This is a genomic window from Bordetella pseudohinzii (assembly GCF_000657795.2).
Lineage (GTDB): Bacteria > Pseudomonadota > Gammaproteobacteria > Burkholderiales > Burkholderiaceae_B > Bordetella > Bordetella pseudohinzii.
This window is the reverse complement of sequence record NZ_JHEP02000010.1, coordinates 20781-39616: the sequence shown is the minus strand read 5'-3', so window position 1 is coordinate 39616 and position 18836 is coordinate 20781. Positions and strand designations below refer to the sequence as shown.

At 68.5% G+C, this 18836-nt stretch carries 16 protein-coding genes; 9 read left to right on the top strand and 7 right to left on the bottom strand.

Annotated elements, in window-relative coordinates:
- Nucleotides 1-33: 33 nt before the first annotated feature.
- The 3 genes from pbpC to clpS form a co-directional block, all read right to left on the bottom strand.
- Complete coding sequence (gene pbpC / locus L540_RS13640; protein WP_048026437.1) at nucleotides 34-2190, bottom strand: penicillin-binding protein 1C; 2157 nt, start codon at nucleotides 2188-2190, stop codon at nucleotides 34-36.
- Entirely contained in the window at nucleotides 2187-7349 is a 5163-nt protein-coding gene (locus L540_RS13635) for an alpha-2-macroglobulin family protein (RefSeq protein WP_231584805.1), read from the bottom strand. The genes pbpC and L540_RS13635 overlap by 4 nt, the downstream gene beginning before the upstream one ends.
- A gap of 105 nt (nucleotides 7350-7454) precedes the next feature.
- The gene (clpS, locus tag L540_RS13630; protein WP_043207742.1) at nucleotides 7455-7769 is read right to left on the bottom strand and encodes an ATP-dependent Clp protease adapter ClpS; all 315 of its coding nucleotides are present in this window, start codon (nucleotides 7767-7769) and stop codon (nucleotides 7455-7457) included.
- Between the two features lie 222 nt (nucleotides 7770-7991).
- On the opposite strand from clpS, the gene L540_RS13625 reads away from it, so the two are divergent.
- Both L540_RS13625 and L540_RS13620 read left to right on the top strand, forming a co-directional pair.
- Nucleotides 7992-8237, top strand: coding sequence for a cold-shock protein (locus tag L540_RS13625; protein ID WP_012249572.1), 246 nt, complete (start codon nucleotides 7992-7994; stop codon nucleotides 8235-8237).
- Between the two features lie 118 nt (nucleotides 8238-8355).
- The gene (locus L540_RS13620; protein ID WP_043207738.1) at nucleotides 8356-8805 is read left to right on the top strand and encodes a DUF192 domain-containing protein; all 450 of its coding nucleotides are present in this window, start codon (nucleotides 8356-8358) and stop codon (nucleotides 8803-8805) included.
- Nucleotides 8806-8871: 66 nt separating this feature from the next.
- Here the strand turns inward: L540_RS13620 and pcaF are convergent, their stop codons facing one another.
- The 4 genes from pcaF to xseA form a co-directional block, all read right to left on the bottom strand.
- Nucleotides 8872-10077 (bottom strand): 3-oxoadipyl-CoA thiolase, encoded by a 1206-nt coding sequence (gene pcaF, locus L540_RS13615; protein WP_043207736.1) that lies wholly within the window; start codon nucleotides 10075-10077, stop codon nucleotides 8872-8874.
- A 105-nt stretch (nucleotides 10078-10182) separates the two neighbouring features.
- A complete protein-coding gene (locus L540_RS13610; RefSeq protein WP_043207879.1) occupies nucleotides 10183-11520 on the bottom strand; it encodes a chloride channel protein in 1338 nt (445 codons plus the stop codon).
- A 223-nt stretch (nucleotides 11521-11743) separates the two neighbouring features.
- A complete protein-coding gene (sodB, locus tag L540_RS13605; RefSeq protein WP_043207734.1) occupies nucleotides 11744-12322 on the bottom strand; it encodes a superoxide dismutase [Fe] in 579 nt (192 codons plus the stop codon).
- 92 nt (nucleotides 12323-12414) lie between these two features.
- Nucleotides 12415-13773 carry an exodeoxyribonuclease VII large subunit gene (gene xseA, locus L540_RS13600; RefSeq protein WP_043207732.1) on the bottom strand — a complete coding sequence of 453 codons (1359 nt, stop codon included), beginning with the start codon at nucleotides 13771-13773 and terminating at the stop codon, nucleotides 12415-12417.
- 342 nt (nucleotides 13774-14115) lie between these two features.
- Between xseA and L540_RS13595 the strand changes: the two genes are divergently transcribed.
- The 7 genes from L540_RS13595 (at nucleotide 14116) to L540_RS13565 (ending at nucleotide 18819) form a co-directional block, all read left to right on the top strand.
- Nucleotides 14116-14712 (top strand): MotA/TolQ/ExbB proton channel family protein, encoded by a 597-nt coding sequence (locus L540_RS13595; protein ID WP_109842430.1) that lies wholly within the window; start codon nucleotides 14116-14118, stop codon nucleotides 14710-14712.
- The gene (locus tag L540_RS13590) at nucleotides 14709-15125 is read left to right on the top strand and encodes an ExbD/TolR family protein (RefSeq protein ID WP_043207727.1); all 417 of its coding nucleotides are present in this window, start codon (nucleotides 14709-14711) and stop codon (nucleotides 15123-15125) included. The genes L540_RS13595 and L540_RS13590 overlap by 4 nt, the downstream gene beginning before the upstream one ends.
- Nucleotides 15122-16156: a tetraacyldisaccharide 4'-kinase gene (lpxK, locus tag L540_RS13585; RefSeq protein ID WP_043207725.1), complete on the top strand. Its 1035-nt coding sequence runs from the start codon at nucleotides 15122-15124 to the stop codon at nucleotides 16154-16156. Before L540_RS13590 ends, lpxK begins: the two co-directional genes overlap by 4 nt.
- A 25-nt stretch (nucleotides 16157-16181) precedes the next feature.
- Nucleotides 16182-16361 carry a Trm112 family protein gene (locus L540_RS13580; protein ID WP_043207723.1) on the top strand — a complete coding sequence of 60 codons (180 nt, stop codon included), beginning with the start codon at nucleotides 16182-16184 and terminating at the stop codon, nucleotides 16359-16361.
- Nucleotides 16362-16378: 17 nt separating this feature from the next.
- Entirely contained in the window at nucleotides 16379-17143 is a 765-nt protein-coding gene (gene kdsB, locus L540_RS13575) for a 3-deoxy-manno-octulosonate cytidylyltransferase (protein ID WP_043207721.1), read from the top strand.
- A gap of 167 nt (nucleotides 17144-17310) precedes the next feature.
- The gene (gene adk, locus L540_RS13570) at nucleotides 17311-17967 is read left to right on the top strand and encodes an adenylate kinase (protein ID WP_043207717.1); all 657 of its coding nucleotides are present in this window, start codon (nucleotides 17311-17313) and stop codon (nucleotides 17965-17967) included.
- 93 nt (nucleotides 17968-18060) lie between these two features.
- Nucleotides 18061-18819 (top strand): 3-hydroxyacyl-CoA dehydrogenase, encoded by a 759-nt coding sequence (locus L540_RS13565; protein ID WP_043207715.1) that lies wholly within the window; start codon nucleotides 18061-18063, stop codon nucleotides 18817-18819.
- Nucleotides 18820-18836: the final 17 nt, after the last annotated feature.

Sequence of the window (18836 nt, the reverse complement as noted above, 5' to 3'; positions counted from 1 at the left end):
AGCGGCAGGTACACGCTTCATATTCTATGCCGATCAGGGCGTAACGCCAGCGATTTCAAATTCGAGGCCGGCGTACCGGCCCGCTTCGTCCATCACGGTGAGACGGTGCAAGCCATTGCGCGCCAGGGCCAATCCCTGTGTTTCGGCCGCGCCGGCCTGCCGATAGAGTTTGCCATCAAGCATCCACCATACCCGGCCCTCGGCGCCCTGCACGCCGACATCCAGCGCCACGGCACGCGCGCCCGGCACCGGCCGCAGCACCGAACCCTGGGCCACCCCCTCGATGCGCATGGGGCCGCGCGACACATTGGCATACTCCGCAAATGAGGGCGGAACCGTATCGTTCAAGGCCCAGGCGGCACGTTGTTCGGGGCAGACGCCCCCGGGCGCGCGGTCCAGGCGCCAGCCCAGGGGCCAGCAGGTGACGACGGCGCGCACCGTGCCGGGGCGCTTGCGGGCCGCGGGCGGGCCGGCCGGCAGCGCCGAGGCCACATCGCGTAACAGGGGCGCGGCAACATTGGCGCCAAAAAACCCCGGATTGGGCGTGCCATCCGGGCGGCCGACCCAGACGCCCAGGGTCCAGCGATCCGTCACCCCGATGGCCCAGGCGTCGCGGAATCCAAAACTGGTGCCGGTTTTCCATGCCAGCGCCGGCCCGGCTCCGCCCTGCTGGAACAAGGGTCTTTCCGGATGGCCGCCCGCCTCCAGGATATCGCGCACGATCCAGGCCGCGCCCGCGCTCATGGCCCGGCTCTCGCGCCGGGGCTCATCGGGGCTCAGGCGCGGCTGGCCCGCCAGGCCCTCCCGCGCCAGCGCGCGATAAGCGCCCACCAGTTCTTCCAGCGTCGTCCCTCCCCCGCCCAGGATCAGGCTCAGGTTGGGCGCCGCGCCGGCCGGCATGCGCAGGCGCACGCCGGCATTGAGCATGGCCGAGGCAAAGCGGACCGGCCCCACGCGGTCCAGCAGGTCCACGGCGGGCACGTTCAGGGAGCGCTGCAAGGCCTGGGACACGCTCACCGGCCCGGAGAAGGAAGCCTGGAAATTGCCCGGGGCATAGCCGCCAAAGGACAGGGGCACGTCCATGAGCAGGCTCTCCGAGTGCACCAGCCCGTCGTCCAGCGCCTGCGCATAGAGAAAAGGCTTGAGCGTGGAGCCCGGCGAACGCACGGCGCGCACCATGTCCACGTGCGCGTAGCGGCTGTCGTCGGAGAAGTCCGCCGAACCCGCATAGGCCTTGACCTCCAGGCTGTCGTTGTCCATCACCAGGACGGCCATGGACACCTTGGGCGGCAGGCCGTCGACGCGGTCGAGCAGCATGCGCTCGACCGTGGCCTGGATGTCGGCGTCGAGCGTGCTGGCCACCACCGTCTGCGCGCGCGGCCGGCCGGCCAGCAGGCGCTGCGCGGCCAATGGCGCCAGCCAGCGCGCGCGCAAAGGCGGCGCCACCACATTCTCGATGCGCGCATCGGCCACGCGATCGGCCGGCCAGATCGACAAGGCCTGCATGCGCGCAAGCACTTTGTCGCGCGCCAGCCGCGCCGTCTCCGGATGCCGGTCCGGACGCAGGCGCGACGGCGCCTGCGGCAGGGCCGTGAGCAAGGCCGCCTCGGCATCGCTCAGGTCGCTTGCGGATTTGCCCAGCCACAGGCGCGCGCCCATCTCCACGCCCTCGACGATGCCGCCCATGGGCGCATGCGCCAGATACAGGGCGAGAATGTCGTCCTTGCTGTAGTGTATTTCCAGCTGCAGCGCGCGCCAGACCTGGCGCGCCTTGGCCCGCAGGCTGCGCGAGGGCTGCCCGGCCAGCGCCGGATCGAGCATGCGCGCGACCTGCATGGTGAGCGTGGAGCCGCCCGAGACGATGCGGCCCTGCGCGGCCCATTGCCAGCCCGCCCGCGCCATGGCCCAGGGATTGATCCCCGGATGCCAATAGAACCAGCGGTCCTCATAGGCCAGCAAGGTCTGCAGATAGCGCGGCGATACCTGCGCAGGCCTCACGGGATAGCGCCAGACGCCATCGCGGCTCGGGTAGTTGCGCAAAGGCGTGCCATCGTCGGCGACGACCACGCGCGCCCCGGCCGAACCGGCCGGCGGCAGCGGATAGGCCCGGTCCAGCGCGAACAGGGCAGCCAGCGGCAGCGCCGCCAGGACGGCGCCGGCCCAGGCCAGGCGCCGCCCGCGCCGCGTCATTTGCGCGGCTGCCGGTCGCGGATCTCGATGCTGCTCCATGTGTCGCCCACGCCGCGCAGCTCGGGCCGGTACATGTCTTCGGCCACCACCGAAGGCACGCTGTAGCGGCCAGGCGTCACCACGCGCGCCAGATAGAAGATATCGACCTTGCCCCGTCCCAGCGTGGCCGCGGCCACATAGCGGTCATCGCGGAATTCGCGATGCTTGATATTGGGATTGGCCATGGCCTCGGCCACCCGGCGCCCGCCGATCTGCCAATCCTGCATCTCGGGGCTTTGCGAGAGGTTGAGGTTCTCCACCTCGAAGCCGGCGGGCACGCGGTCGACGATCAGCGCATCGGGCACATACTGCGTGGCATCGGCCTGGATCCAGACCACCAGCATGTCGCCCGTCTGCAACAGTCCGCCATCCCAGGCGCTGCCGTCGGGACGATACCAGCCGCGCTGCAGGCCGATGACATCATTGCGGGGCGCCGGCGCCGTCCTGGGCGTGCCTTGGGCGTCAAACTCCATGAACAGCGATTGATTGCCCGTATTGCGCAGGCGCGTGGCCGCCAGGTCCGCCGGCCCGATTTCCAGGGTCTGGTCCTGCGGGCTGCTCAGATTGCGGCTGGCGCCGCCCTGTTGCAGCAGGGCCTGCCAGGGCGCGGCGCGGTCGCCGCCGGCCGCGTGGGCCGCCAGCAGCAGGGCCATTTGTTCCTGGGTGGACAGATAGGAGCGGTTCCCCATCCGGGCCGAGGCCTGTTCGAGCAGGTTTTCGCTGCGCGCATCGCGCAAACCGTATTGGTTGAGCAAGGCATAGGCCTGGGCATAGTCGCGCACGCTGCTGCCGTAGTCGCCCAGCCACTCATCGTAATAACCGGAACCGCGGCGCGTGATGCCATAGGCGCGCGTCATGCCCTGCTCCAGCGCGGTCTTCATGCGGCCTTCGTCGCCCAGCAGCTTGAAGGCCGCCGCCAGCTGGATGAGCGGCAAGGGGGAGCGCGCCCGCTCGCCATAATTGTCGAACAGCTGCCGGACCGTGGACAGGGGCGCCTTGCCATCCCGCGCCAGCGCCAAGGCGGCGGCGGCCAGGCCGGCGAAGCGGCGGTGGTCATTGCGCAGCACGTCGGCGCTGCCGCTGTCGAAACGGCCGCTCTCCAGGCCCTTGCGCAGATTGGCCGACCAGCTGCCGAAGCTGTTGGGCGTCTGCTGCAGCTGTTCGAGCAGCCACTGCCGGCTGCGCTCCAGGCCGCTGTCGGGCACATTGAAGCCGCGCTCGCGGGCGTCCTGCATGAAGCCCAGCGCATAGGCCGTCAGCCAGACATCGCGGGAGCTGGAATCGCCCCACAGGGAATAGGCGCCCGTCGCCCCGCGCATGCCCGACAGGCGCGCGAGCGCGCCGTCTATCCTGGCCTGGCGCTCGGCCAGCGTGCGCGGCGTCATCCCGAAACGCTTGGCCGCGGCGTCATCGATGATGACCCAGGGCAGTGTTGCGCTGATGGTCTGCTCGGTGCAGCCATAGGGATAGTTCAACAGCCCCTGCACCAGCCGGTTGACGTTCAGCGGCGGGCGGTTGGACAAGGTCATCGACGCCGTCACCGAGTCGGCATGCCAATTCGCCAGGAGATCGGCCGCGGGTGTCCACTCCTCGCCGGGATTGAGGCGGACGCGGCGCGCCCGGCGCTCGGCCGCATGGGCCGGCTGCACCTGCAACACGGACTCGCGCGTGATGTCCAGCCCCTCGCCCTGGACCACCAGACGCATCCGCCCCAGGCCATAGGAACCTGTCGTGGTCGCCACAAAGCGCAGCGTCGCGCGTTCCTTGTCCTTCAGGGTCAGGCTGCGGGTGCTATCGGCGATGGCCAGCGGATCGAGCGCCTGCAATTTGACCGTCAGCTTGCGCGTCGCGCCGCTCAGGTTGGTCAGGTCCAGCGCCACCGCGGCCTGGTCGCCCGGCGTGATGAAGCGCGGCGTGTTCAGTTCCGCCACCACGGGAGCGGCCACCGTCATCTCGGCCTCGGCGCTGCCATAGCGGTCCGCCGAGAAGGCCACGGCCATCAGGCGCAAAGTGCCATTGAAGTCGGGCAGGTCGAGCTTGATCTCGGCCTCGCCCTGTTCATTGAGCGCCACCGCGCCCGAGAATAGATCCACCAGCTTGACCTTCTTGGGCAGGCTGCGGCTGTCGCCGCGCATGGCCGCGTCGCCGCCCCATTTGAGGCGGCCCTGGGTGCCGTCCATTTTTTCGATCAGCTTGCCGTACATGTCCAGCAGCTCCGGCGCATAACGATGCTTGCCGAAGAAGAAGTCCATGGGATCGGGCGTGGCGTACTGATTGATGTTGAGAATGCCGACGTCCACGGCCGACAGCGTCACATAGGCTTTGCCGCCCGAGGCGCCGTCGACCTTCACGCGCACCGTGGCGGGCTTCTCGGGTTCGACCTTGGCCGCGGCGTTCAGGCTCACCTCCAGCTTGCGCCCGCTGCTGGCCAGCGGCAGATAGGCCAGGCCCAGCGCGCGGGCCGGCGTCACGCGGTCGCCCTCGCTGCCCGGCCGGAAGACCGTGGCCGACACATAGAGATCGTGGCGCTTCCAGGCCGCGTCGACCGGGATCTCGATCTCGGTGCCCGTGGCCTTGACCGCCAGCCATTGCGACCACAGCATGCGGTCGCCTTCGACCGTAATCAAGGCCTGGCCGTCATGCGGCGGCAGGACCGTCATGCGGACCTTGCCGCCAGGCTGGGCGGGCAAGTCCTGCAGCTTGAGCTGCACGCGGTCGGGCCGGTTGCCCACGGCGTCGGCGTCCTGCGCGTTCCAGCCGGCATAGAAGCGATAGCGCGCCACCTGGCCGGTCCGCGGATCGGCGATCTCCAGGCGATAACGGCCCCACTTCACATCCACCGACAGCGAGGCGCGCTCGCCGATGTCGATGACGCGCGAATCCGTCAGCTCTTCGGTCTCGGTATAGCCGCTGTTCCAGCCGCGCTGATCATCGAAACGCCAGTAGTATTGGCGCTCTTCGCGGTACAGGCGCACTTGGGCGCCATCGATGGGCTGCGGCTTGCCTTCGGCGTTGACGCGGATGATTTCGAAACCGGCCGGCGCGCCTTCGCGCGCCACATCGCGGTCAAACAGCGGCCGCAGGCCGATCAGCGTATCGGCCGGCCAGACGCTGCGCTCGATGGAACGGACCACGGGCCGCCCGCCCGACTCAAGCAGGCTGACCGACAGCCGGACCTTCAGGGGCGAACGCGCCTGGCCCGCCTGGGGATCGACGCGGATCTCGCCATGCCCGCCCTCGTCCAACTCGCTGTCGGGCACTTCCTCGAAACGGCGCAGCGCGTCGTCGGCGACATCGCCGAACACAAAACCCGGCCATTGCCGCGGCAGCGCGATGCGGTCGCGCTTGACCTGGAAACTGGCCAGCACGCGGTTGCCCGCCGCCGGCGCGCCGTACAGATAATCGCCCTGCAATGCCACCTCCCAGGTCTGGCCGGGCGCCAGGACGGGCTGCTCCGAGGCCAGGGCGAGCTTCATGCGCTCGGGCAGGAATTCTTCGACCTGGAACTTCCAGCTGGCATCCGGAATCCGCGCGGCGGGATCCACGCGCAGCTCCAGCATCCAGTTGCCGGTCTGGGCGTCCTGCGGGATGTCGATGGCCTGCTCGATGTAGTTGGGCAGGTCCTTGGCCGGATGCCACAGCGTCGTGCGCGTCACCCGCCCGTCCGGACGCTTGAGCGTGGCCGTCAGCGGGCTGGCCGGCAAGGGCTGTCCGTCCGGGTCGCGCGCCAGCACCGACACATGGAATTGCTCGCCCGGCCGGTACAGATTGCGCCCGGCATAGACGAAGAGATTGTTATTGCGCGCCGGGTGGCCGCCGATGTCGTATTCGGAAAGGTCCAGCGCCGGCTCGCCCAGGGCCAGCAGCGTCATTTCCTTGCCGCGGGTGGCGCGCATCACGCGCGCATTGGCGTGCGAGCCCTCGAAACGCACATGGCCCTGGTCGTCGGCGTCGGTCTGGGCCAGCGTCTTGCCGGCGCCATCGACCAGTTCCACGCGCACCCCGGACAGCGGCTGGCCGGTCTTCAGGGACACGGCATAGGCTTCGCTGCGATCCGGGTAGCGGCGCGCATGCAGGCCGATATCGCTGACATAAAAATAGGTGGTCTGGTACTCGTAGCGGAAACGGCCCGGCTGGCTCATCACCGCGATATAGATGCCAGGATCCTGCAGTTCCTTGATGTGTTCGACCGGCAGAAAGGTCACATGGCGCCGGTTGGGCTTGTCATCGGTCACGAAGCGCCCTTGGTAGACGCTGGTGGTCAGCGTGTTCAGGCGATCCAGGTCCCAGTTGCTGACCGATCCCTTCAGGCTGCGGTTATCGGCATAGCGCCACTCGTCTTCCTCGGAGCCCTCGTCATCGTCATCGGCGTCGGCGCGGGCGCCGCGCTGGCGGCCCACGCCCAGCACCGTGTCGAAGAACTCGGGCACGCGCTGCGGGTCCACGCGCAGGAATTGCACATCGACCTCGGGCATGTTGACCGTCGCCACCGGCAGGCCGCCGTTCTGGCCGGCGGGCAGCACGACGCCGCGGCTGGCGAAGTAGAAGGAAGGCGGCATGGCCTGGGTGGCGGCATCGCAGCGCGCCGCTTCCGGCAAGGCGCCTGGCGGCTCGCCGCCGGGCAGGCCCTCGCGCACGCTGATGGCATAGCGCTTGAGCGGCTGCACATAGGGAAAGTAGACCACCCGAGGGTTGTCGCCGACCACCCAGCCGCCCTGGACGGCGCGCCCCTTGGGCGCGGCCTGGCCGGTCCGGGCCTGGCCCTGGCCGCCGCCCTCCTCGTCCTGGGCGGCCGCGCCCAGCTCGGTCACCTGGAGATAGCGTCCCAGATCGGCCTTGCGGTCCACGGGCTGGGTAAAGGTAAGCGCCAGCGCCAGGCTGTCGTTGTACTGGCGCGGCTGGCAATTCAAGGCGGCGAAGGGATCGGGCTTGCCCACCGTGGCCTGGCCGGCCGGTTTGGCCGCCGCGGCCTGTTCGGCGGCGGCGACCGCCGCCTGCCCGGCCTGCGGCGAGACGGATTGCGGCGCGGGTCCGCGCCCGGCCAGCCATCCCAACCCCACGGCGGCGGCCAGAATGACCGCGCCCCCCACTCCCAGCCAGACTTGCTTTTTGTTTGCCAAGGCGCACCTCGTGCTGCTACGTCTCAGACCGCCGCCAGGACACTGGCCGATACGGCCTTACTTGAAAGAGGGGATAAGGGGCGCTGGCCGCCCCGCGTCAACGGGCTAGACCGGCTCCATGATGCATTGCAGGGGATGTTGCCGGGCCCGCGCATACTGCGCCACCTGGGCGATCCGGGTGGCTGCCACATCGCGTGGATAGACGCCACAAATGCCGCGGCCTTCGTGATGGACCTGCAACATGATGCGGGTGGCTTCTTCCTGGTTCTTGCCGAAGAACTTCTGCAGGACCTTCACCACGAATTCCATCGGGGTGTAGTCATCATTGAGAAGCACGACCTGGTACATCGGCGGCGGCGCGGTGCGCGCCGGCTGTTTTTCGACCACGACATCGTGCTGCGAATCCAAGGTAGAACTCATAGGGCGGCTATTCTATTTAATCGTCCAAATATTCGCGTCACACTTACTCAAAATTACACACAGACATGCGTAGTTTCCATACTTGACGCCAGAAAGAAAAGGAGCGCATTATCCATGCATTCGGGAGCCTTTCAACTCGTTGTAGGGCAACCGTTCCCGGATGGGCTTCAGGCCAAGCCACGGCCCCTTCGTCCAACATACGATTCAAAAGAGGCAGTCCGCATGTCTGACACGACCGCAACCGCCGTCCAAGGGGACAATCCAAAATCCACCGGAACCGTCAAGTGGTTTAACGACGCGAAGGGTTTTGGCTTCATTACACCCGATGACGGCGGAGAAGATCTTTTCGCGCATTTTTCGTCTATCCAGATGAACGGTTTCAAAACCCTCAAGGAAGGCCAGAAAGTCGCTTTCGAGATTATCCAGGGTCCGAAAGGCAAGCAAGCACTCAATATTACGTCGGCCTAAGCAACCCTGACAGACGGTATTATGCAGGCGGAGCCCACGGCTCCGCCTTTTCATTTGCAACCGGCCGCGGCGCGCCATGCTTGGCGGCCGTATCCGCCGACCCTCTTAGCTGTCGTACATGCAGATCCTCTCCGCCCTGATGCGCCCGGCTGTCCTGGCCCTGGCGCTCGCCCCCTTGTCAGTCATGGCCAGCGGCCCGCGCCAAGGCAGCTTGCCCACCACCCAGCTGTCCACGGGCATCCATGTCATCCAGGCCGAAGTCGCCGACACGGAAGATAAGCGCCGCATCGGCCTGATGAACCGCCAGGAACTGCCGGGCAACAACGGCATGCTTTTCGTGTTCGAAGCGCCCGACCTGCAGTGCTTCTGGATGCGCAATACGCTGCTGCCGCTGTCGATCGCCTTTATCGCCGATGATGGCACGATATCGAATATCGAAGACATGGCGCCGCAGACCGACGACGCGCATTGTTCGCGCAAACCCGTGCGCTATGCCCTCGAAATGAGCCAGGGCTGGTTCGCCCAGCGCGGCGTGAAGGCCGGCGCCAAGATCGACGGCCTGCCCTGAGCACGGCCGCCCCGGAAGCGAAAAAGGAGCCTCGCGGCTCCTTTTTCTTGCCCCGCGAGGCGCGGATCAGACGCGCTCGACGATGAGGGCGATGCCCTGGCCCACGCCGATGCACATGGTGCACAGGGCGTAGCGGCCGCCCGTGCGGTGCAGCTGGTTGATGGCCGTGGTCGCCAGGCGGGCGCCGCTGGCGCCCAGGGGGTGGCCCAGCGCGATGGCGCCGCCATTGGGATTGACGCGGGCGTCATCATCGGCGATGCCCAGGTCGCGCAGCACGGCCAGGCCTTGCGCGGCGAAGGCTTCGTTCAGTTCGATGACGTCCATCTGGGCCAGGGTCAGGCCGGTCTGGGCCAGCACCTTGCGGGTGGCGGGCGCCGGGCCCATGCCCATGATGCGGGGCGCCACGCCAGCGGTGGCCATGCCGACCACGCGGGCGCGCGGGGTCAGGCCATGGCGGGCGGCGGCCTTCTCGTCGGCCAGCAGGAGCGCGGCCGCGCCGTCATTGACGCCCGAGGCATTGCCCGCCGTCACGCTGCCGCCCTCGCGCACCACGCCCTTGAGCTTGGCCAGCGATTCCAGGCTGGTTTCACGCGGATGCTCGTCCTTGTCGACGATGATGGCATCGCCTTTTTTCTGCGCGATGGACACCGGCGTGATCTCGGCGTCGAAATAACCTTCTTTCTGGGCGCGAGCCGTCTTTTGCTGGCTGGCCAGGGCGAACTTGTCCTGGTCGGCGCGCGAGATCTTGAAGTCGTCGGCCACGTTCTCGGCGGTTTCGGGCATGGAGTCCACGCCGTACTGGGCCTTCATCAGCTTGTTGACGAAGCGCCAGCCGATGGTGGTGTCGAAAATGGCGGCATTGCGCGAAAACGCGCTGTCGGCCTTGCCCATCACGAAAGGCGCGCGGCTCATGCTTTCCACGCCGCCGGCCAGCATCAGGCCGGCTTCGCCGGCGCGAATGGCGCGCGCGGCCGTGCCGATGGCGTCCAGGCCCGAGCCGCACAGGCGGTTGATCGTGGAGCCAGCCACCTCGATGGGCAGGCCGGCCAGCAGCGTGGCCATGCGGGCCACGTTGCGGTTGTCTTCGCCGGCCTGGTTGGCGCAGCCGAAAATCACATCGTCCAGCTCTTCCCAGCGCACATTGGGGTTGCGCGCCATCAGCGCCTTGATGGGAATGGCGGCCAGATCATCGGCGCGCACCGACGACAAGGCGCCGCCATAGCGGCCAAAAGGAGTACGGATCGCATCGCAGATAAAGGCTTGCTGGGTCATGGCTAGTCAGAAGATGAATGGGTGAAACAGGATCGCGGCCATGTTACCGCAGCGTTTCCCGCGCCATCCTGGTGCAGCCGCAGATGTCCAGGCTGCGGACGCTGTCTACGGCTTGGACACCTCGGGCGGTTTGGGCGCCTGGCGGCGGGCGGCCTCCAGCTGGGCGACCCGGCGGAAACGGCCGGCCGAGAGATGATAGAAAGGCTGGGGACAGAACTGGCGCGACACCACCGAGGCCAGCAGCGAGCCGGCCAATAGCCAGAACAGCATGGGCTGGCTGCCGGTCATTTCCATGACCACCACGCTGGCGGTCAGCGGCGACTGCGTGGCCGCGGCCAGGAAGGCCGCCATCGAGATCAGCACCAGCACCTTGCCGTCCACGCTGCCGCCGGTCCAGAGCCATAACTGGTGCCCCAGGCCCGCGCCGGTGGTCAGGGCCGGGGTGAAGATGCCGCCCGGGATGCCGGCCCAATACGAGGCCACGGTCGCCGCGAGCTTGGACAGCCCGAAACCCGCCGGCGCCGCGCCATCGCCGGCCAGCAGCACGGCCGCCGTGCCATAGCCCGTGCCATAGGTGGCGCCCTGGCTGGCCAGGCCGATCAGGGCCACGGCCAGCCCCAGGCCGAAGGCCGCGGCGATGGGGCGGCGGCGCACGGTCTCGCGCCAGGCTTGCGGCAGCACGCCGGTCAGGCCCTTGCCCAGCAGGCGGGCGAACAAGCCGCCGAGACAGCCATTGAGCAGGCCGCAGGCGATGACCCAGCCGATCATGTTCTCGGCCAGGGCCTGCCCCCCGAATACGCCGAAATAGGGATTGTTGCCCGCCAGCGCCACCACCATGAAACCGCAGGCCAGCACCCCCAGCAGCACCAGGCGCTGCCAGCGCAGCGCGGCGCCCCGCCCCAGCTCCTCGATGGCGAAGATCACCCCGGCCAGCGGGGCATTGAAGGCGGCGGCCAGGCCGCCGGCGGCGCCCGCGGCGATCAATTCCTGGGCATGGAAGCCGCGCATGCGCAGCCCCAGGCGGCGGCACAGATTGCCCCAGGACAGCATGACGGCCGCGCCCACCTGCACCGAGGGGCCTTCACGCCCGACCGAGGCGCCAGCCAGCATGGCCAGGAAGGTGAGCGGGATTTTCCAGAGCGTCTGCCGCAGGGACACCAGACTGGTCTGCGCCGGGCCCGGGCGCAGCGACAAGGCGGCGATGACTTGCGGGATCCCGCTGCCGGCGGCCTGGGGCGCATAGCGCAGCGTCAGCCAGCGCAGGCCGGCCAGCGCGCAAGGCAGCACGATCAGCGCCAGCCAGCCGTGGGCGGCCGCCCATTGACGGTTCCAGTCCAAGGCCCAATCCGCCAGCTGGGCAAAGCCCATGGAGACCAGGGCCACCAGGGCCGCGCCCGCCAGCAGGAGCGAGATCTGCAGGCCTTTGCGCGAGAAGCGCCGCATCTGGCGGGTCTTGCGCCGGGCCAGGCGACGGGCGCGGATCCAGGGGCGGGCCTGGGGCGAAGAAGAAGCGGTCTGGGACATATTCTTTTTGTGGCGGGACAGCCCAACCTTACCACCGCCGCCGTAACAGGCGCCTGATAGCCAGGGCGCCGCACAAATGACACGGCCCGGCAGGAGCCGGGCCGTCGATCGTGCAAGGCGCGCCAGGCGCGCCGTCTGCCAATCAGGCGAAGTTCTTCGCGGCGAATTCCCAGTTCACCAGGGCCCAGAAGTTTTCCAGGTACTTGGGACGGGCATTGCGGTAGTCGATGTAGTAGGCGTGTTCCCAGACATCACAGGTCAGCAGCGCCTTGTCGGCCGTGGTCAGCGGCGTGGCGGCGTTGCTGGTGTTGACGATGTCCAGCGAACCGTCGGCCTTCTTGACCAGCCAGGTCCAGCCCGAGCCGAAGTTGCCGGCGGCCGATTTGTTGAAGGCTTCCTTGAAGGCATCCACGCTGCCCCACTTGGCCTTGATGGCGTCAGCCAGGGCGCCGCTGGGTTCGCCGCCGCCCTTGGGCGAGAGGCTGTTCCAGTAGAAGGTGTGGTTCCAGACCTGGGCGGCGTTGTTGAAAATGCCACCGGAGGACTTCTTGACGATGTCTTCCAGCGAGGCGTTCTCGAACTCGGTGCCCGGGACCAGGTTGTTCAGGTTGGTGACGTAGGTCTGATGGTGCTTGCCGTAGTGGTACTCCAGCGTCTCCTTGGAGATGCGCGGGGCCAGCGCGTCCAGCGCGTAAGGCAGAGGGGGAAGAGTATGTGCCATAGTCGGTTCCTTCTTTGTTGAATGCACGATCAAGCCCTTGGATTGTATCGGCTCTTCGCGGGGTTTCGCCTTAACCCGGGCTCGCCGCGGGGTTAACGGCTGGATTCAATATCCGTGACATCGGCGCCTACCCGGCCCTGGGCCAGATCGATGCTCACCCGCTCGCCCACCGCCAGCGCGCCGGCCTGGCTGACCACCCGCCCCTGGGCATCGCGCAGCACGGCGTAGCCGCGCGCCAGCGTATGTTCGGGATCGAGGGCGCGCAGTTGTCCGGACAGGGCCTGCAAGCGCGCCCGCCGTTCGGCCAGCAAGCCCTGTTGGCCGCGCGCCAGTCTCTGCATCAATCCCTGCACGCGGTCCAGCGCGCGCGCCGTCTGCGGCGCGTGGCGCGCCACGCGCTGGCGCAATGCCGCCAGGCGGCTGCCGCTGGCGGCCAGGGGCCGCTGGGCGGCCGAGGCCAGGCGATGCCGCAGCGTGTTCAGGCGCTCGCGCTGATGCGCCAGGCGCTGGGCCGGAGAGATCAGCTGGGCGCTGGCCCGGTCCAGGCGCTGGGCGGCCTGGTCCAGGCGGCGCTGCTGCGCCCGCGCCAGGCGCGAGGCCGCATGCCCCAGCGAGGCCAACAGCTCGGCGCGCGGCACGCAAGCCAGTTCGGCCGCTGCCGTGGGGGTGGGCGCCCTGACGTCGGCCACGAAGTCGGCGATGGTGAAATCCGTCTCATGGCCGACACCGCTGATCACGGGCATGGCGCAGCCGGCCACGGCGCGGGCCAGGTCCTCATCGTTGAAGCTCCACAAATCCTCGATGCTGCCGCCGCCGCGCACCAGGAGCAGCGTGTCGACCTCCTGGCGGGCGCTGGCCGCGCGGACCTGGGCCGCCAGGCGGGCGCCCGCGTCGGCGCCCTGCACCGGCGCCGGGTAGATCACGATCCCGACCTGGGGCGCGCGCCGCGCCAGGGCCGACAGCACATCGCGCAGCGCCGCCGCGTGCAGCGACGTCACCACGCCGATGGCGCGCGGCAGCCGCAGCGGGGCGCGCTTGCGTTCGGGGTCGAACAGCCCCTCGGCCGCCAGCTTGTCCTTCAGGCGCAGAAAAGCCTCGTACAGATCGCCCACGCCGGCGCGGCGCATGGCGTCGGCCTGCAGCTGGTAATCGCCCCGGGGTTCATAAAGCGACACCCGGGCGCGCACCTCGACCTGGTCGCCGGGACGCGGCACGAAACCGACCGCCGAGGCCCGGCTGCGGAACATGACGGTGCGCACCGCGGCGCGGGCGTCCTTGAGGGTGAAGTACCAATGCCCGGAAGCCGCCTGCGTGAAGTTCGACACCTCGCCGCGCACCCATATTGGCGGGATGTTGCGCTCCAAGAGCTGCCCCACGGCTTGGTTCAGCTGGGCAACCGACAGGATATCCCGCGCGAATACGTCATCTTTGACAGCAAATCCAATTGTCATGGGGCTCGGAGGGGCGAAATGTGTCCACAGGGCTTGAAATTGCGGGCTCGCATGATAGCGCAATCCCGGCCGCCCCGCCGGCTGCCCGGAACGCCTTGATTTTCCGTGCAAGCCTTTGATTTATATGCATTTAATACAAACATCACACTGAGCAAAAGAGACGCAACCCACCCTAAACCCAATGCGGACGTGTGTTTCCGGGAAGTTTTGCACAGAATTATCCACAAAAACTGTGGATAGCTTGCCCTGTCCCCGCGACTTGCCACTGATGCCGGCCCGCCGTTACATTGCCGCCTTATAAGCCTTGCGGCCAAACAGGCCGCGACCACAGGAGCACCCGTCTTGCTATCCCTTTTGCGCGATGCCGGCTGGCCGATCTGGCCCTTGCTGGCGACTTCCATTCTCGGCCTGGCCCTGGTTCTCGAAAGACTGCTGTCGCTGCGCCGCTCGCTGGTGATGCCGCGCGGCCTGGGCGAGCAGGTCAATGAGATGCTGCGCAACCATGAGGACAGCCCGGAAGCGCTGGCCCGCCTGGAGCGCAATTCGCCCTTCGGCCGCATCCTGGCCGAGGTGCTGCGCATGCGCCAGGCCCCGCGCGAGACCCTGCGCGACGCCGTGGAGACCGTGGGACAGGGCGTGGCCCAGGAGCTCAACCGCTATATCCCCGCCATCGGCACCATCGCCATGGTCGCGCCCCTCATGGGCTTGTTCGGCACCGTGGTGGGCATGATCGAGATCTTCGGCGCCTACAGCCCGGGCAGCACCGACCCGGCCCAGCTGGCCCACGGCATCTCGGTGGCCCTGTACAACACCGGCTTCGGCATTCTCATCGCCATTCCCGCCATGATCGCCCACCGCTACTTCCGCAGCCGGGTGGACAACTACATGAGCGCCATGGAGCAGGCCGCCGCGCGCCTGGCCCGCGGAGCGCGGCCATGAATTTCCGCCGCCGCCGAGGCCCGCAGGATGAGCTGGACATCAATTTCATCCCGCTCATCGATGTGCTGCTGGTCATGCTGATCTTCCTGGCGGCCACGACCACTTTCGCCCGCCACAGCCAGCTGAAAGTCACCCTTCCCCAGGCCCAGGCCGATCAGGCCCAGCCGCCGGCCACGCTGGAGATCGCCGTGAGCCAGGACGGCCATTACGCGCTCAACGGCACCCTGCTCGACAGCGGCGACCCGGCGGCCATGGCCCTGGCCCTGCGCCAGGCGGCCGAGGGCAGGCCCGATGCCGTGATCGTCATCAATGCCGATGCCCAGGCCAGCCACCAATCGGTGGTCAACGTCATGCAGGCCGCGCGCGAGGCCGGCATCGGCCGGGTCAATTTCGCCGCCCAGACCGCCCGGTGAAGATCCGCGACTTCCTGCATCGCCAGGTCCAGCGCCAATGGCGCCAGGGCGGCTGGCTGTCGACGCTGCTGCGCCCCTTGTCCGCGCTGGCCGGCCTGGCGGTGCGCCGCAAGCGCCAGGCCTACCTGGACGGCCGCAAGACCGGCTGGCGGGCGCCAGTGCCGGTGGTCGTGGTGGGCAATATCTACGTCGGCGGCACCGGCAAGACCCCGGTGGTGGTGGCCATCCTGCAGGGCCTGCGCGCGCGCGGCTACACGCCCGGCATGGTGAGCCGCGGCTATGGCGTGCGCATCGAGGGCCCGCCGCGGGTGGGCCAGGGCGCGCTGGCCGCGGCGGACTTCGGCGACGAGCCCGCCCTCATCGCGGCGGCCACAGGCGCGGCCGTGGCCGTGCATCCGCGCCGCGCCGAGGCGGCCCAGGCCCTGCTGGCCGCCCATCCCGAGATCGATGTCATCGTGGCCGACGACGGCCTGCAGCATCTGGCCCTGGCGCGCGATATCGAAATCGTGGTGCAGGACGAGCGCGGCATCGGCAACGGGCGCCTGCTGCCCGCCGGCCCGCTGCGCGAACCGGCCAGCCGGCTGGCCGAGGTCGACGCCGTCATCACCAACCTGAACACCGGCCCGGGCCGCGTGCCCCAGGAGGGCCCGGCCCGCCAATGGGCCATGTGGCTGGAGCCGCAAGAGGCCCGCCGACTGTGCGACGGGCAGCAGCGCCCTTTGTCGGCCTTCGCCGGCCAGCGCGTGGCCGCCGCGGCCGGCATCGGCAATCCCGGCCGCTTCTTCCGCACCCTGGAAAGCGCGGGCCTGGTGCCCACGCCGCGCCTGGCGCTGCCGGACCACTACGACTACGCCCACTCCCCTTTCGCCGGCCTGAGCGCCGACGCCATCTTCATCACCGCCAAGGACGCCGTGAAATGCGCCGGCTTCGATGACCCCCGCCTCTGGTCGGTCCAGGTGCGGGCGCGTTTTTCAGCGCCGGATTTCCTGGACTGGCTCGACAGCCGCCTGCGCGCCCTGGCCCCGCGCTAGCCGCGTTCTGCTTTAGAATTCAGCCATGGAATCCCGCCTTCTCGACATTCTCGTGTGCCCGCTGTGCAAGGGCCGTCTCGAACTTCTGCGCGCCGAGGGCGAGCTCGTCTGCCACGCGGACCGCCTCGCCTTTCCGGTCCGTGACGGCATTCCCGTCATGCTGGAAAGCGAAGCGCGCTCGCTCGACGCGACGGCTGGCAGCTGAGTCCGCGAGCGCCGACCTTGAGCTTCGTCGCCCTCGTTCCCGCCCGCGCCGCCTCCACGCGCCTGCCCGACAAACCCCTGGCCGACATCGCCGGCAAGCCCATGGTGGTGCGCGTGGCCGAGCGCGCCGCGCGCTCGGGCGCGGCCGAGGTCTGCGTGGCCACCGATGATGTCCGGGTCGAGCGCGCCGTCATCGAGCATGGCTTCCGGGCCGTAATGACCCGCGCCGACCACCCGACCGGCACCGACCGCCTGGCCGAGGCCGTGCGCCTGCTGGGCCTGGCCGACGACGCCATCGTGGTCAATGTGCAGGGCGACGAACCCCTGATCGAGCCGGCCCTCATCGACGCCGTGGCCGCACGCCTGGCCGCCACCCCCTCGGCCGATATCGCCACCTGCGCCTGCCCGCTGGCCGGCGCCGACGCGCTGTTCAATCCCAATGTGGTCAAGGTGGTCTGCGACACCCAGGACCGGGCGCTGTATTTCTCGCGCGCCCCCATCCCCTGGGCGCGCGACGCCCTGGCCGGCGGCGAGCGCATCATGGCCCCCGGCCTGCCCGCCCTGCATCACATCGGCCTCTACGCCTATCGCGTCGGCTTTCTTCTCCGCTATCCCACCCTGCCCCAAGGCCAGCTGGAACGCTTCGAATCACTGGAGCAGTTGCGCGCCATGGAGTATGGGCACAGTATTGTGGTTCACCGCAGCCCGGCCGCGCCGGCCGCCGGCGTCGATACGCCAGCGGACCTCGAACGGGTGCGCGCCATCTACGCCGGAGGGGAGTAGCGCGGGCCGTGCACGGCCGTGGCGCGCGGCGCCTCCGCAAATGGAGCCAGATCAAGGAATCCGCGCGCACTAAGGGTTATTTCCGATGGCGCTGCCTCACATGGGCTGCTGCATTGCGGCATAATCGCCCCCGACCACAAAAAAAAACCATCTTTTCAGGAGCACTTATGCGTCTCATCTTGCTCGGCCCCCCGGGCGCTGGCAAAGGCACCCAGGCCGCCTTCATCACGCAGGCCTACGGGATCCCGCAAATTTCCACTGGCGATATGCTCCGCGCGGCCGTCAAGGCTGGCACGCCCCTGGGCATCGAAGCCAAGAAGGTCATGGACGCGGGCGGCCTTGTGTCGGATGAGATCATCATCGGCCTGGTCAAGGACCGCCTGAACCAGCCCGACTGTGCCAAGGGCTATCTGTTCGACGGATTCCCGCGCACCATCCCCCAGGCCGACGCCCTCAAGGACGCCGGCGTCAAGCTGGACTACGTGGTCGAGATCGCCGTGCCGGACGAGGACATCGTCCAGCGCATGAGCGGCCGTTGGGTGCATCTGGCCAGCGGCCGCACCTACAACGTGCAATCCAACCCGCCCAAAGTGGCCGGCAAGGACGACGTCACCGGCGAAGCCCTGACCCAGCGCGACGATGACCGCGAGGAAACCGTGCGCAACCGCCTGGCCGTCTACCAGAAGCAGACCCGCCCGCTGGTCGACTACTACGCCGGCTGGGCCGCCCAGGACGCCGCCAACGCCCCGAAGTATCGCAAGATCTCGGGCGTGGGTTCGGTCGACGAGATCAAGGCCCGCCTGGCCGCCGCCCTGCAAAGCTGAGGCAAACCCGCCGGCTGCCCCGCCCAGCGCGCGGCAGCCGGTTTTCTTTGCCCGCCGCTCCCGGCCGGGCTTCGGACTTCTTCGAGATCTGACATGGAAATCGCCAACAAGGTATTCATCGTCACGGGCGGCGCATCCGGCCTGGGCGCCGGCACCGCCCGCATGCTGGTCGCCCAAGGCGGCAAAGTCGTCATCGCCGACCTGCAGGACGAACCGGGCCAGGCCCTGGCCAAGGAGCTCGGCCAGCGCTATGTGCACTGCGACGTCACCCAGGAAGCCGATGGCAAGGCCGCCGTGGCCGCCGCCCTCGAACTCGGGCCGCTGTTCGGCCTGGTGAACTGCGCCGGCGTGGCGCCGGCGGCCAAGATCGTCGGCAAGAATGGCGCCCACCCGCTGGATCTGTTCCAGAAGGTGGTGTCCATCAACCTGATCGGCAGTTTCAACATGATGCGCCTGGCCGCCGAGGCCATGAGCCAGAACACGGCCGAGCCCACCGGCGAGCGCGGCGTGCTGATCAACACCGCCTCGGTCGCGGCCTTCGACGGCCAGATCGGCCAGGCCGCCTATGCCGCCTCCAAGGCCGGCGTGGCCGGCATGACGCTGCCCATCGCGCGCGATCTCGCCAAGACCGGCATCCGCTGCATGACCATCGCCCCAGGCATCTTCGGCACGCCCATGATCTTCGGCATGCCCCAGGACGTGCAGGACTCGCTGGCCGCCAGCATCCCCTTCCCCGCCCGCCTCGGCCGTCCCGAAGACTACGCCAAGCTGGTGCAGAGCATCATCACCAACGACATGCTCAACGGCGAAACGATCCGCCTCGATGGCGCGATCCGGATGCCGCCGAAGTAAACTGCCAAGCAGTCCCG

Coding starts and splice junctions, on each gene's coding strand:
- pbpC (WP_048026437.1), bottom strand. CDS start 2,190: ATGACGCGGCGCGGGCGGCGCCTGGCCTGGGCCGGCGCCGTCCTGGCG.
- clpS (WP_043207742.1), bottom strand. CDS start 7,769: ATGAGTTCTACCTTGGATTCGCAGCACGATGTCGTGGTCGAAAAACAG.
- L540_RS13625 (WP_012249572.1), top strand. CDS start 7,992: ATGTCTGACACGACCGCAACCGCCGTCCAAGGGGACAATCCAAAATCC.
- L540_RS13620 (WP_043207738.1), top strand. CDS start 8,356: ATGCAGATCCTCTCCGCCCTGATGCGCCCGGCTGTCCTGGCCCTGGCG.
- pcaF (WP_043207736.1), bottom strand. CDS start 10,077: ATGACCCAGCAAGCCTTTATCTGCGATGCGATCCGTACTCCTTTTGGC.
- L540_RS13610 (WP_043207879.1), bottom strand. CDS start 11,520: ATGCGGCGCTTCTCGCGCAAAGGCCTGCAGATCTCGCTCCTGCTGGCG.
- sodB (WP_043207734.1), bottom strand. CDS start 12,322: ATGGCACATACTCTTCCCCCTCTGCCTTACGCGCTGGACGCGCTGGCC.
- xseA (WP_043207732.1), bottom strand. CDS start 13,773: ATGACAATTGGATTTGCTGTCAAAGATGACGTATTCGCGCGGGATATC.
- L540_RS13590 (WP_043207727.1), top strand. CDS start 14,709: ATGAATTTCCGCCGCCGCCGAGGCCCGCAGGATGAGCTGGACATCAAT.
- L540_RS13580 (WP_043207723.1), top strand. CDS start 16,182: ATGGAATCCCGCCTTCTCGACATTCTCGTGTGCCCGCTGTGCAAGGGC.
- adk (WP_043207717.1), top strand. CDS start 17,311: ATGCGTCTCATCTTGCTCGGCCCCCCGGGCGCTGGCAAAGGCACCCAG.
- L540_RS13565 (WP_043207715.1), top strand. CDS start 18,061: ATGGAAATCGCCAACAAGGTATTCATCGTCACGGGCGGCGCATCCGGC.